Origin of the sequence: Caldimonas thermodepolymerans, from assembly GCF_015476235.1 — a bacterium.
Lineage (GTDB): Bacteria > Pseudomonadota > Gammaproteobacteria > Burkholderiales > Burkholderiaceae_C > Caldimonas > Caldimonas thermodepolymerans.
The window spans coordinates 1281987-1293377 of the sequence record NZ_CP064338.1 but is presented as its reverse complement, the minus strand read 5'-3'; the positions used below and the strand labels follow the sequence as shown (position 1 = coordinate 1293377).

Annotated in this window: 15 protein-coding genes; 5 read left to right on the top strand and 10 right to left on the bottom strand. The window is 70.6% G+C overall.

Annotated elements, in window-relative coordinates; translation table 11 throughout:
* Nucleotides 1-2: 2 nt before the first annotated feature.
* Nucleotides 3-1427, top strand: coding sequence for a DUF3999 family protein (locus IS481_RS06215; protein WP_165908699.1), 1425 nt, complete (start codon nt 3-5; stop codon nt 1425-1427).
* 16 nt (nt 1428-1443) lie between these two features.
* On the opposite strand, the gene IS481_RS06210 is transcribed toward IS481_RS06215, so the two are convergent.
* A complete protein-coding gene (locus IS481_RS06210) occupies nt 1444-1872 on the bottom strand; it encodes a YkgJ family cysteine cluster protein (protein ID WP_104357924.1) in 429 nt (142 codons plus the stop codon).
* A complete protein-coding gene (gene orn / locus IS481_RS06205; RefSeq protein ID WP_104357923.1) occupies nt 1832-2410 on the bottom strand; it encodes an oligoribonuclease in 579 nt (192 codons plus the stop codon). Before orn ends, IS481_RS06210 begins: the two co-directional genes overlap by 41 nt.
* A 70-nt stretch (nt 2411-2480) precedes the next feature.
* On the opposite strand from orn, the gene IS481_RS06200 reads away from it, so the two are divergent.
* From IS481_RS06200 to rsgA, 3 genes are read left to right on the top strand one after another with little or no spacing between them, the layout of a single operon-like run.
* The gene (locus IS481_RS06200) at nt 2481-3758 is read left to right on the top strand and encodes a M48 family metallopeptidase (protein ID WP_104357922.1); all 1278 of its coding nucleotides are present in this window, start codon (nt 2481-2483) and stop codon (nt 3756-3758) included.
* Between the two features lie 3 nt (nt 3759-3761).
* A complete protein-coding gene (locus tag IS481_RS06195) occupies nt 3762-4085 on the top strand; it encodes a 4a-hydroxytetrahydrobiopterin dehydratase (RefSeq protein WP_104357921.1) in 324 nt (107 codons plus the stop codon).
* A 7-nt stretch (nt 4086-4092) separates the two neighbouring features.
* On the top strand, nt 4093-5010 hold the full coding sequence (rsgA, locus tag IS481_RS06190) for a ribosome small subunit-dependent GTPase A (RefSeq protein WP_104357920.1): 918 nt from the start codon (nt 4093-4095) through the stop codon (nt 5008-5010).
* Nucleotides 5011-5020: 10 nt separating this feature from the next.
* On the opposite strand, the gene IS481_RS06185 is transcribed toward rsgA, so the two are convergent.
* From IS481_RS06185 to rpsP, 6 genes are all read right to left on the bottom strand, one after another.
* The gene (locus tag IS481_RS06185; RefSeq protein WP_104357919.1) at nt 5021-6010 is read right to left on the bottom strand and encodes a CobD/CbiB family protein; all 990 of its coding nucleotides are present in this window, start codon (nt 6008-6010) and stop codon (nt 5021-5023) included.
* 29 nt (nt 6011-6039) lie between these two features.
* Complete coding sequence (locus IS481_RS06180) at nt 6040-6708, bottom strand: CoA pyrophosphatase (RefSeq protein ID WP_104357918.1); 669 nt, start codon at nt 6706-6708, stop codon at nt 6040-6042.
* Between the two features lie 138 nt (nt 6709-6846).
* Nucleotides 6847-7200 carry a 50S ribosomal protein L19 gene (gene rplS, locus IS481_RS06175; RefSeq protein ID WP_104357917.1) on the bottom strand — a complete coding sequence of 118 codons (354 nt, stop codon included), beginning with the start codon at nt 7198-7200 and terminating at the stop codon, nt 6847-6849.
* A gap of 86 nt (nt 7201-7286) precedes the next feature.
* Nucleotides 7287-8039: a tRNA (guanosine(37)-N1)-methyltransferase TrmD gene (trmD, locus tag IS481_RS06170; RefSeq protein WP_104357916.1), complete on the bottom strand. Its 753-nt coding sequence runs from the start codon at nt 8037-8039 to the stop codon at nt 7287-7289.
* A 20-nt stretch (nt 8040-8059) separates the two neighbouring features.
* The gene (gene rimM / locus IS481_RS06165; protein WP_419186819.1) at nt 8060-8674 is read right to left on the bottom strand and encodes a ribosome maturation factor RimM; all 615 of its coding nucleotides are present in this window, start codon (nt 8672-8674) and stop codon (nt 8060-8062) included.
* A gap of 5 nt (nt 8675-8679) precedes the next feature.
* A complete protein-coding gene (gene rpsP / locus IS481_RS06160) occupies nt 8680-8931 on the bottom strand; it encodes a 30S ribosomal protein S16 (protein WP_104357914.1) in 252 nt (83 codons plus the stop codon).
* A gap of 179 nt (nt 8932-9110) precedes the next feature.
* Between rpsP and IS481_RS06155 the strand changes: the two genes are divergently transcribed.
* The gene (locus IS481_RS06155) at nt 9111-9566 is read left to right on the top strand and encodes an NINE protein (protein WP_104357913.1); all 456 of its coding nucleotides are present in this window, start codon (nt 9111-9113) and stop codon (nt 9564-9566) included.
* Nucleotides 9567-9681: 115 nt separating this feature from the next.
* Here the strand turns inward: IS481_RS06155 and IS481_RS06150 are convergent, their stop codons facing one another.
* Together IS481_RS06150 and IS481_RS06145 are read right to left on the bottom strand one after the other, a co-directional pair.
* Complete coding sequence (locus IS481_RS06150) at nt 9682-10692, bottom strand: inorganic phosphate transporter (protein ID WP_104357912.1); 1011 nt, start codon at nt 10690-10692, stop codon at nt 9682-9684.
* 31 nt (nt 10693-10723) lie between these two features.
* Entirely contained in the window at nt 10724-11371 is a 648-nt protein-coding gene (locus tag IS481_RS06145; protein WP_104357911.1) for a DUF47 domain-containing protein, read from the bottom strand.
* Nucleotides 11372-11391 lie beyond the last annotated feature (20 nt).

The window sequence follows — 11391 nt, the reverse complement described above, 5'->3', positions numbered from 1 at the left end:
AGATGCCGCACCGTGTCCTGCTCGCCGCCGCGCTGGCCTGTGCCGGGGCAGCCGGCGCCCAGCCCGAGCCGCACTTTGCCGCGCAGGCGCCAGTGCAGCTGCATTCCGACGACGGGCTGCACCGCCTGACGCTGCCGCTGCAGGTGCTGCAGCATGTCCAGCGCCAGGACCTGGCCGACGTGCGCATCGTCGATGCGCGGGGCCGCGCCGCGCCGCTGGCCTGGGCTCCGCCGCCCCAGGGGCGGCCCCGGCTCCGCTACGTCGAGGTGCCCCGCTTCGCCTGGCCGGCACCGCCCGCCGCTGCAGGAAGCGAACCGTCGGTCCAGGTGCAGGTCGACGCCCAGGGTGCCGTGGTGCGCATCGATGCCGGGGCCGCGGGCACCACGCAGGGCACGGAGGGGACCTGGCTGCTGGACCTGAGCCAGGCGCCGCACCGCACACCGGACGGCCGCGAGCGGCTTGCCGGCCTGCGCGTGCACTGGGACGCCCCGCCGCAGGGTGCGCAGGTCCACGTCACCGTGGAGGCCAGCGAGGACCTGCGGCAATGGCGCAGGCTCACCGAGGCCATGCTGCTCGATGCGCCGGGCGCAGGGGCGGCCAGCGGCGAGCGCCTGTCGCTGCGCGAGATCGACCTGCCCGCCTCGACCCACGCCCCGGCCTACCTGCGCCTGCGGCTGTCGCCGGCGGTCGCGTTGCAGGGCGTCGACGCCCGCCTGCAGCGCAGCGACGAGGCGGTCGCCGCGCTGGAGCGCACCGTGGTCCGTTTCGAGCCGGAGCCCGACGGCGACGGCACCGTGCGCCGCTGGACCCTGGACCTGGGCGGTCCCGTGCCGCTGCGCCGCCTGCAGATCGAGCTGCCCCAGCCGAACACGGTCGCGAGCTTCCGGCTCGAGCGCCGCGTCGAAGGGCGCACGCCCTGGCAGCCGGTGACCAGCTTCACCAGCTACCGGCTGCACCGCGACGGCCGCGAGTTGCTCGCCCCTCCGGTGGAGCTGCCGCCGGTCGCGCCGACGCGGCACTGGCGCCTGCAGCTGACCGGGCGCGGGCCGGACCTCGGCCCCACGGCGCTGGATGCGCAGGTGCAGTGGCCCGCCCCGCAGCTGGTGTTCGCCGCCCGTGGCGAGCCCCCCTTCATGCTGCGCGTCGGCGCCGCCGAGGCGCGGCCCGACGACCTGCCGATCGCGCAGCTGGTGCCGGCTTACCGCGAAGGCGACGAGTGGCGGCTGCCGCAGGCCTCGCTGGGTGCGCTGACGACGCTCGCCGCACCGGACCTGTCGCTCGTCGAACGGCTGGCCGCCAGCACGCCGCAGCAGCGGCGCCGCTGGCTGCTGTGGGGCGTGCTCGTCGTCGCGGTGGGGCTGCTGGCGTGGCTGGCGCGGCGGCTGCTGCGCGACCTGGACGCGCGCCCCGGCCCGCCCGGCGCCTGACGGACGGCTCGCGGCCTCAGGCAGCGAGCGGCCCTTCCCAGGCCGGATCCGGCAGCGGCGGCAGGCCGAGCCCCTCGCGCGCCGCGTTGCAGCGCGGGTTGGCGCGCCCGTGTTCGCCGTGCCAGGGGAAATCACGGCAGGGCGACGGCCGCTGCAGGTAGATGCGGCAGGCCACGCGCTCGCCGAGGCAGCCCTCGAGCGCCTCGCAGCGGCGCTGCCCGGCCTCGGTGCCGCGCATCGCGCGCAGGTGCGGCGAGATGCGCACCGTCAGGCCGGACGGCACCCAGCCGCCCGGCGCGTCGTCGGCCTCGGACCAGTAGAACGACACCCGGAAGCGCGCGCAGCACGCGCCGCAGGTCAGGCAGGGGTTGGAGGCCTCCGCGGGTCCGGCGCCCGCAGCATCGTCAGCGTTGCAGGAAGTGCTCCCGGTAGTGGACGAGCTCATCGATGGATTCGTGGATGTCGGCCAGGGCAGTGTGTTTCTGGGCCTTCTTGAACGACGCGGCGACCTCGGGCTTCCAGCGCTTGGCCAGTTCCTTGAGCGTGCTGACGTCCAGGTTGCGGTAGTGGAAGAAGCTTTCCAGCCGCGGCATGTAGTTGGCGAGGAAACGCCGGTCCTGGCAGATCGAGTTGCCGCACATCGGCGAGGTGTTCTTCGGCACGAAGCGGCGCAGGAACTCGATGGTCTGCTCCTCGGCCTGCGCCTCGGTGATGGTCGAGGCCTTGACGCGGTCGATCAGGCCCGAGCGGCCGTGCGTGCCCTTGTTCCAGGCGTCCATCGCGTCGAGCACCTCGTCGCTCTGGTGGATCGCGAACACCGGGCCTTCGACGCGCGTGGTCAGCTGCGCGTCGGTCACCACGACGGCGATCTCGATGATGCGGTCGCGGTCGGGGTACAGCCCGGTCATCTCCAGGTCGATCCAGATCAGGTTCTGGTCGTTGAACGGCAAGGCAGGTGGAATGGTGGCGGGGTCTGGGGTCATGCGTGCTCCTGTGATCGGGAGATTTTCCGCGATCCGCGCGGTCCCCCGCGGCGGCCTACACTTGGGTCCCATGCAGTCCGCCTTCATCCTGACCCTGGTCTTCGCCGCCGCCATGCTGGCGATGCTGGTCACCAAGTTCTGGCTTGCCAGCCGCCAGATCCGCCACGTGTCGCGCCACCGCGACGCAGTGCCGGCGCCCTTCGAGGGCCATGTCTCGCTGGCTTCCCACCAGCGCGCCGCCGACTACACCATCGCGAAGCTGCGCTTCGGGCTGCTGTCCACCGCCTTCGGCACCGCCGTGCTGCTGGGCTGGACGCTGCTGGGCGGGCTCGACGCGCTCAACGTCGCGGTGCGCGACGCGGTGCAGCCGGCCTGGGGGGACATGGCCTACCAGCTCGCGCTGCTGGCCGCCTTCGCCCTGATCGGCGGGCTGCTGGACCTGCCCTTCGAGCTGTGGAGCACCTTCCGCATCGAGCAGCGCTTCGGCTTCAACCGCATGACCTGGGGGCTGTACTTCAGCGACCTGCTCAAGTCGCTGGTCGTCGGCGCGCTGCTGGGCCTGCCGCTGGCGGCGCTGATCCTGTGGCTGATGCAGGCCGCGGGCCCCGCCTGGTGGCTGTGGGCCTGGGCTGCCTGGGTGGCGTTCAGCCTGCTGATGCTGGTGGTGATCCCCACCGTCGTCGCGCCGCTGTTCAACCGCTTCGAGCCGCTCGGCGACGGCCCGCTGCGCGAGCGCGTGCAGGCGCTGATGGCGCGCTGCGGCTTCCAGGCCAAGGGCCTGTTCGTGATGGACGGCTCGAAGCGCTCGGCCCACGCCAACGCCTACTTCACCGGTTTCGGCGCGGCCAAGCGCGTGGTGTTCTTCGACACCCTGCTGCACAAGCTCACCCCCGGCGAGGTCGAGGCGGTGCTGGCGCATGAACTCGGCCACTTCAAGCGCCGCCACGTGCTCAAGCGCATGGTCGCGATCTTCGGCGTGAGCCTGCTCGGCTTCGCGCTGCTCGGCTGGCTGTCGGGCCAGGCGTGGTTCTACGCCGGCCTGGGCGTGTCGCCCAACATGGGCGCGCCCAACCATGCGCTGGCGCTGCTGCTGTTCCTGCTCGCCGGGCCGGTGTTCATGTTCTTCGTCTCGCCGTGGGCCGCGAGCCTGTCGCGCCGCCACGAGTTCGAGGCCGACGCCTACGCCTGCCAGCAGGCCGACGGGCGCGACCTCGCTGCCGCGCTGCTCAAGCTCTACGAGGACAATGCCTCCACGCTGACGCCCGATCCGGTCTACGTGCGGTTCTACTATTCCCACCCGCCGGCCACGCAGCGCCTGGCGGCCATGCAAGCCCAGTTCGGTGGTTGAACCATGACGACCCTGCTGAATCAGACATGCCGGCCGCTGGAAGGCGGCACCCCGATGTCGGCCGAGGAACTCGAGGCGCACCTGCGCGAGGTGCCGGGCTGGACGGTCCGCGACGGCGCGCTCGAGAAGACCTACGCCTTTGCGAACTACCACGACACCATGGCCTTCGTGAACGCCCTGGCCTGGATCTCGCACCGGGAAGACCACCATCCCGACCTGCTGGTGAAGTACGGCAGCTGCCAGGTGCGCTACAGCACGCACTCGGTCGGCGGCATCTCGATCAACGACTTCATCTGTGCCGCCAAGGCGGACGCGCTGCTGGGCTGACTCGCCGATGACCCGAGCTGTCGAGCTGGAACGCGGGCTGGTGGTGGCCGGCTACGGCCGCCACTACCTGGTCGAGACGCCCGAAGGCCGGCGCGTGGTCTGCCGCCCCCGCGGCAAGAAGAGCGAATGCGTGGTCGGTGACCGGGTGCAGTGGATGCGCACGGTCGCCAGCGGCACCGACGAAGGCGTGATCGAACGGATCGAGCCGCGCCGCAACCTGCTGTTCCGGCAGGACGAGTGGCGCACCAAGTCCTTCGCCGCCAACCTGGACCTGCTGCTGGTGATGGTCGCCGTCGAGCCGCAGTTCAGCGAGTCGCAGCTGAGCCGCTCGCTGATCGCGGCCGAGTCCGCCGGCATCCCGGTGTGCATCCTGCTCAACAAGGTCGACCTGCCGCAGGCCGCGGCGGCCCGCGAGCGCCTGGCGCCCTACCGGGCGATGGGTTACGACGTGCAGGAGGTGTCGCTGCAGGCGGCGCCGGACGAGGCGCGCGCCGCGCTCGCGCCGCGCCTGGACGGCCGCGCGACGCTGGTGCTGGGCCCCTCGGGCACGGGCAAGAGCACGCTGATCAACCTGATGGTGCCCGCCGCGCAGGCCCAGGTGGGCGAGATCTCGCAGGCGCTCAACTCCGGCCGCCACACGACGACCAGCACGCAGTGGTACTGGGTCGATGCGGCGCGCACCACGGGGCTGATCGATTCGCCCGGCTTCCAGGAATTCGGCCTGCGCCAGATCGACCCGCAGCAGCTGCCGGCCTACATGCCCGACCTGCGCGCGCATGTCGGCGAGTGCCGCTTCTACAACTGCACCCACCGGCAGGAGCCGGGCTGCGGGGTGCGCGCGGCGGTCGAGCGCGGCGAGGTCAGCGCGAGCCGCTACCGCATCTACGGCGAGATCCACGAGGAGCTGTCGCGCCCGGCCTACTGAGGCGGCGGGCTCAGCCGATCAGGTTGGCCAGCGACAGCAGCGCCAGCAGCAGCATCCACAGCACCACCGAGCGCCAGACCAGCCCGACGATGCTGCGCAAGTGCCCGAGCTCGGGCGGCATGCCGGAGGTCGAACCCTCCGCGTCGCCCGCCTGCGCCGCCGCGCCCGCCTCGAAGGTCTTGGTCCGGTCCGGGGTCACGCCGGGCGCGCTGCTGCCGCCCAGCCGCACGCCGACCGCCCCGGCCGCGGCGGCCAGGATGATGCCGTCGTTCGCGTAGCGCCACAGCTCGCTGTGGCGGCGCCAGCTGTCGACCGCCTCCTCGAAGTTGCCGACCACCGCGAAGCCGAACGCGGTCAGGCGCGCCGGCACGTGGTCCAGCCAGCCGAACAGCTGCTGCGCCAGCTCCATCAGGCGGGCGTTGCTCGGCACGCCGATGGTGCGGCTCCTGTAGGCCCAGTAGCGGCTGGAGAACTCGGCCATGCGGTAGAACACCGCACCGGCCGGCCCCAGGCCCAGCGTGGCCAGCAGCACGAACCAGAAGAACACGCCGAACACGTGGCGGTGCGCCGCGAGCAGCGAATGCTCGATCACGTGGCGCAGGATCTCCCGGCGCGGCAGGTCGCTGGCATCGAGGTGGCGCCACTCGGCCAGCAGGCGGCGTGCGGTGGCCTCGTCGCCGCGCTCCAGCGCGTCGCGGATGTCGGTGAAGTAGTGGCTGAACTGGCGGAACCCCAGCGTGAGGTAGAGCACCGCGACGTTCCAGGCCAGCGCGGCGAGCACGCTGAAGTGCGCGACCAGCGCATGGACACCCCAGGTCAGCAGTGCCGGCACGATGACCGTGATGCACCAGACCACCCAGGCATGCACGTCCTTGCCGGCGTCGAAGTTGCGCCCGGTCCAGCGCACCCAGGCCACGAGCGAGTCGTGGACCACGTTGCCGCCCCGCAGGGGCTTGAGTTGCTCGATCAGCAGCGCAAAGAGAACCGAGAAGAAACTCATGGGCGGCATGATAGCCGCCGGTCGCTGCCTCAGGCGGACAGGAAGCGGTACAGGTTGCGCAACATCCCCGCGGTCGCGCCCCAGATGAAGTAGCGCTGCGCGCCCGACTCCCACGGCATCGAGAAGAACTCGCGCCGTTCGCCGCCGAACTCGAACGCATGACGCCGGTGGTTGGCGGGCTGCATCAGGAACTGCAGCGGCACCTCGAACGCCTCGGCCACCTCGAACGGATCAGGTTGCAGCTGGAACCCCGGGCGCACCAGGGCAACCACCGGGGTGACCATGAAGGCGGTGACGGTGCGGTAGATGGGCAGCGTGCCGAGCACCTCCACATGCTCGCGCGGCAGGCCGATCTCCTCCTCGGCCTCGCGCAGTGCGGTGGCGGCGGGGTCCGGGTCGTGCGGCTCGGCGCGCCCGCCCGGGAAGCTGATCTGGCCCGCGTGGTCACGCAGGTGCTCGGTGCGCCGCGTCAGCAGCACGGTCAGCTCGTCGCGCATCACCAGCGGCACCAGCACCGAGGCATGCGCCGGTTCGCGGCCGGCCATGCGGCGCTCGGCCCTGACCTCGGGCTCCCATGCCGGCGGGGAGCGGAAACGCTGCCGCAGCGCGTCGGGATGCAGGCGATCGCTCGCCACTGGCGGCAGGTGCGCATCGATGCCGACGACCGGCAGCTCCTCGGGGTGCAAGATCAACGACATGGCGCAAGCAATGAAAAAGCCGCCTGCGCATGATGCGCCAGGCGGCCGGTTTCGAGCTGTTGAATCGTGCGCAGCCTTGCCCGTTCTGCGGGTAAGCACCGAGCCGCTCGCGCGGCCCGTCGCTGCGCCGGCACGGGATCAGCCCAGCTTTTCCTTGATGCGGGCCGACTTGCCGCTGCGTTGACGCAGGTAGTACAGCTTGGCACGACGCACGTCGCCGCGGCGCTTGACGTCGATCGAGGCGATCAGCGGGCTGTACAGCTGGAAGGTCCGCTCCACGCCTTCGCCGCTGGAGATCTTGCGGACGATGAAGCTGGAGTTCAGGCCGCGGTTGCGCTTGGCGATCACGACGCCTTCGTAGGCCTGCACGCGCTTGCGGTTGCCTTCGACGACGTTCACGTTCACGACGACCGTGTCGCCGGGCGCGAACTCGGGAATGTTCTTGTTCAGGCGAGCAATCTCTTCTTGCTCGAGTTGACGGATCAGGTCCATGGTTTCTCCAACATGATCGTGCCAACGCCATCTCGGGAAGTGGCCGCGGCTGCAGCCGGCTTGGCAGAGGATCGCAAAACCGGGGATTATAGCCCAAGCGAGGCGAGAAACTTCTCGTCCGCGGCCGACAGCTGCCCGGCGGCCCGCGCCGCGGCGATCAGGTCGGGCCGGCGCTCGGCGGTCAGGCGCAGCGACTGCTCGCGCCGCCAGCGGGCGATCTCGGCATGGTGGCCCGACAGCAGCACCGGTGGCACCGCCAGCGGCCCGGCCTCGGTCTGCAGCACCTCGGGGCGGCTGTAGTGCGGGCAGTCGAGCAGCCCGTCGCTGAAGCTGTCCTGCACGTGCGACTGGGCATCGTTCAGCACGCCGGGCTGCAGGCGGGCGATGCCGTCCAGCAGGGCCAGGGCCGGGATCTCGCCGCCGGACAGCACGAAGTCGCCCAGGCTCAGCTCCACGTCCACGTGCCGGTCGATGAAGCGCTGGTCGATGCCCTCGTAGCGGCCGCACACCAGCGTCGCGCCGGGCCCCTCGGCCCATTCGCGCAGCAGCGCCTGGTCGATGCGCCGGCCGGTGGGCGTGAACAGCACCACCGGGGCGTCGTCCTGGCGCTCGGCCCGCACCGCCGCCAGCGCGCGCTCCAGCGGCTCGACCAGCATCACCATGCCGGGCCCGCCGCCATAGGGACGGTCGTCGACGCGGCGGTAGTTGTCGTCGGCGAAGTCGCGCAGCTGCCACAGCCGCACGTCGACCTGCCCGCTCTCGAAGGCGCGCCGGGTCACGCCCAGGCCCAGGAAGGGCTGGAACAGGTCCGGGAACAGCGTGACGACGTCGAAGCGCACGGGACGGCCCTCCCGCCGGCTCAGTAGTCCAGGCCCCAGTCGACCGTGATGCGCCGCGCGCCCTGGTCGACCTCGTCCACGTAGGCGCCGACGAAGGGGATCAGGCGCTCGGCCGGCTTGCCGCCGGCCTCGTCGACCACGCGCAGGATGGCGTGGGCACCGGTGTCCATCAGGTCCGCCACCGTGCCGAGCCGTTCGCCCTGCCGGTTCACCACCTCCAGGCCGATCAGGTCGACCCAGTAGTACTCGTCGGGATCGGCAGTCGGGAAGCTGGAGCGCGGGACATGCACCCGCGCGCCCTTGAGCGCCTCGGCAGCGGTGCGGTCGGGCACTTCGCGGGCGGCCGCGACGATCACGTCACCGTGGTCGCGCGCCTGGGTGATGCACAGCAGCAGCGGCCAGCGCAGGCCCGCCGCGGCAGCACGGGGATTCGGGGAATCGGGCGGCTGGAGGAACCAGCGCCGGGAAGAGAACAACGCCTGGGGATCGGCCGAGTACGGCTGGACCTTGATCCAGCCCTTGACGCCCCAGGCGTCGATGACGCGCCCGACCTCCACCGCATCGTCGGGCCAGGCCACGCCCTCGTCGTCAGGCGAGGCGGGCCGGCTTGCGGCTGGATCGGGCGTGGCGCGCACCTTCGTCAGGCAGCGGCCTTCTTGGCCTGCTTGACCAGGCGGGCCACCGTCGGCGACATCTGGGCGCCCTGGCCGACCCAGTACTCCAGGCGGTCATGCGCCAGGCGCAGGGTTTCGGCCGCGCCGGAAGCCATGGGGTTGTAGAAGCCCACGCGCTCGAGGAACCGGCCGTCGCGGCGATGGCGCGAGTCAGCGGCGACGATGTTGTAGAACGGGCGCTTCTTGGAGCCGCCGCGTGCGAGTCGAATCACGACCATGATGTTTCCTTTGAGTTGCTTCTTGGGTCCGCCGCACCAGGAGACACACAGGCGCAAAGCATCCGGGACAGTTGTTCGACGCCGTTAGATACACGCCAGCCCTCAGCCGGCCAGCGTCGAGAACCAGAAATTATAGCGTTTCGCCCGGCCATGCAGGAAGCAGCTACAGTAGCGCCCCGATGACGACCTCCACGCAACGCTACAAGTCGAAGACCCTGGCCACCTGGCTGGCCCTGCTGCTGGGCAGCCTCGGGCTGCACCGCTTCTACCTGCACGGGTTCCGCGACCTGCTCGCCTGGCTGCACCCCTGGCCCACGCTGGCCGGCGTGCATGGCGTGCTGCGCATGCTGGCCTACGGGCAGGACGACCGCCTGTCCTGGGTGCTGGTGCCGCTGCTCGGCCTGATGCTGGTGCAGGCCATGCTGTGCGCGATCATCTACGGCCTGACGCCGGACGAGCGCTGGAACGCACGCTTCAATCCCTCGGGCCGCCAGCACCGCACCGGCTGGGCCGCGGTGATCGGCGTGATCGTCGCGCTGATGGTCGGCGCCGGCATCCTGATGGCCACCATCGCCTACGGCATGCAGCGCTACTTCGAGGTGCAGATCGAGGAAGCGCGCAAGATCAGCCAGTAGGCCGGGCACGGGAAGCACGCGCGTCCCGCCCGCGCCCCGGCGCACCGCCGGGCCCGGGGTGCGGACGCCAGCCGGTGCCGCGGCGTCCCCGCCCGGTCCGGCCGGCCCGCGGCACTCACAGCAGGGCGTGGCCGATCAGGTAGAACACCCCGCCGATGAAGGCCGAGGCCGGGATGGTGAAGATCCAGGCCCACACGATGTTGCCGGCCACGCCCCAGCGCACCGCCGAGGCACGCTGCACCGAGCCGACACCGACGATGGCGCCGGTGATGGTGTGGGTGGTCGACACCGGCACCCCGAGCAGGGTCGCCAGGAACAGCGTCAGCGCGCCGCCGGTCTCGGCGCAGAAGCCGCCCACCGGCTTGAGCTTGGTGATCTTCTGGCCCATGGTCTTGACGATGCGCCAGCCACCGAACATCGTGCCCAGCGCGATCGCGATGTAGCACGACCAGATGGTCCAGGCAGGCGGCATGTGGTCGTTGGCCGAGGCGTAGCCCGAGCCGATCAGCAGCATCCAGATGATGCCGATGGTCTTCTGCGCGTCGTTGCCGCCGTGGCCGAGCGAGTACATGCCGGCCGACAGCAGCTGCAGGCGGCGGAACCAGTTGTCCACCCGCAGCGGCGAGGCCCCGCGGCAGATCCAGGCCACCGCCACCATCAGCAGCGAGCCGAGCAGGAAGCCCAGCGCCGGCGAGATCAGGATGAAGGCCACCGTCTTCCAGATGCCCGAGGCGATCAGCACGCCCGAGCCGGCCTTGGCGATCGTGGCGCCCACGATGCCGCCGATCAGCGCGTGCGACGAGCTCGACGGGATGCCGTAGTACCAGGTGATCACGTTCCACGAGATCGCCCCGATCAGCGCCCCGAACACCACCTGGTGGTCCACCACGTCCGGCTGCACGATGCCCTTGCCGATGGTCGCGGCCACGCTCAGGTGGAAGATGAAGATCGCGATGAAGTTGAAGGTGGCGGCGAAGGCCACCGCCTGGTGGGGCTTGAGCACCCCGGTCGAGACGACGGTCGCGATGGAGTTCGCGGCGTCGTGGAACCCGTTCATGAAGTCGAACAGGATGGCCAGCACGACGAGCAGCACGACCACCCAGAAACCCGCTTGCACAGCGTCCATGGAGCGAACCCTCCTGACTGTCCGACGGGTTTCAGGAGTTCTCGAGGACGATGCCCTCGATCAGGTTCGCCACATCCTCGCAACGGTCGGAAATGGACTCGAGCTGCTCGTAGATCGCCTTCAGCTTGATCAGCTCGCGCACGTCGGCCTGCTCGCGGAACAGCTTGGACATCGCGGCGCGCATCACGCGGTCGGCGTCGGACTCGAGCTGGTCGATCTCCTCGCAGGCCTTGATCGCCGCTTCGGCCGTCTCGTCCTTGTTCAGGCGCGGCAGCAACGACACCGCATGCGCGACGCGCTCGCAGCAGCGCACGCTCAGCGCCGCCAGCTGGATGACCTCGTCGGTCATCTCGCGGATGTCGTACAGCGACATGGTCTCGCTGGCATCCTGCAGCAGGTCGAGCACGTCGTCCATCGCGTTGATCAGCGAATGGATCTGCTCGCGGTCGATCGGGGTGATGAAGGTCTTGTGCAGCAGGCGGTTGACCTCGGCGGTCGTCCTGTCGGCCTGGCGCTCGGCCTTGTCGACTTCGGCCGCATGGCGCTCGCGCAGGCCTGCATCGGAATAGTTCTCGACCATCGCCATGAAGGCCCGCGAGCCTTCGACGATCTTCGCGCCATGCTGGTTGAACAGCTCGAAGAAATTGCCCTCGCGAGGCAGCAGTTTGCCGAAGATCATGGAAAGAATGTCTGTAGTTG

Bases quoted from the DNA above. Each gene is read 5' to 3' on its own strand.
- IS481_RS06215 (WP_165908699.1), top strand. From the start codon at position 3: ATGCCGCACCGTGTCCTGCTCGCCGCCGCGCTGGCCTGTGCCGGGGCA.
- IS481_RS06210 (WP_104357924.1), bottom strand. From the start codon at position 1,872: ATGAGCTCGTCCACTACCGGGAGCACTTCCTGCAACGCTGACGATGCT.
- orn (WP_104357923.1), bottom strand. From the start codon at position 2,410: ATGACCCCAGACCCCGCCACCATTCCACCTGCCTTGCCGTTCAACGAC.
- IS481_RS06200 (WP_104357922.1), top strand. From the start codon at position 2,481: ATGCAGTCCGCCTTCATCCTGACCCTGGTCTTCGCCGCCGCCATGCTG.
- IS481_RS06195 (WP_104357921.1), top strand. From the start codon at position 3,762: ATGACGACCCTGCTGAATCAGACATGCCGGCCGCTGGAAGGCGGCACC.
- rsgA (WP_104357920.1), top strand. From the start codon at position 4,093: ATGACCCGAGCTGTCGAGCTGGAACGCGGGCTGGTGGTGGCCGGCTAC.
- IS481_RS06185 (WP_104357919.1), bottom strand. From the start codon at position 6,010: ATGAGTTTCTTCTCGGTTCTCTTTGCGCTGCTGATCGAGCAACTCAAG.
- IS481_RS06180 (WP_104357918.1), bottom strand. From the start codon at position 6,708: ATGTCGTTGATCTTGCACCCCGAGGAGCTGCCGGTCGTCGGCATCGAT.
- rplS (WP_104357917.1), bottom strand. From the start codon at position 7,200: ATGGACCTGATCCGTCAACTCGAGCAAGAAGAGATTGCTCGCCTGAAC.
- rpsP (WP_104357914.1), bottom strand. From the start codon at position 8,931: ATGGTCGTGATTCGACTCGCACGCGGCGGCTCCAAGAAGCGCCCGTTC.
- IS481_RS06155 (WP_104357913.1), top strand. From the start codon at position 9,111: ATGACGACCTCCACGCAACGCTACAAGTCGAAGACCCTGGCCACCTGG.
- IS481_RS06150 (WP_104357912.1), bottom strand. From the start codon at position 10,692: ATGGACGCTGTGCAAGCGGGTTTCTGGGTGGTCGTGCTGCTCGTCGTG.
- IS481_RS06145 (WP_104357911.1), bottom strand. From the start codon at position 11,371: ATGATCTTCGGCAAACTGCTGCCTCGCGAGGGCAATTTCTTCGAGCTG.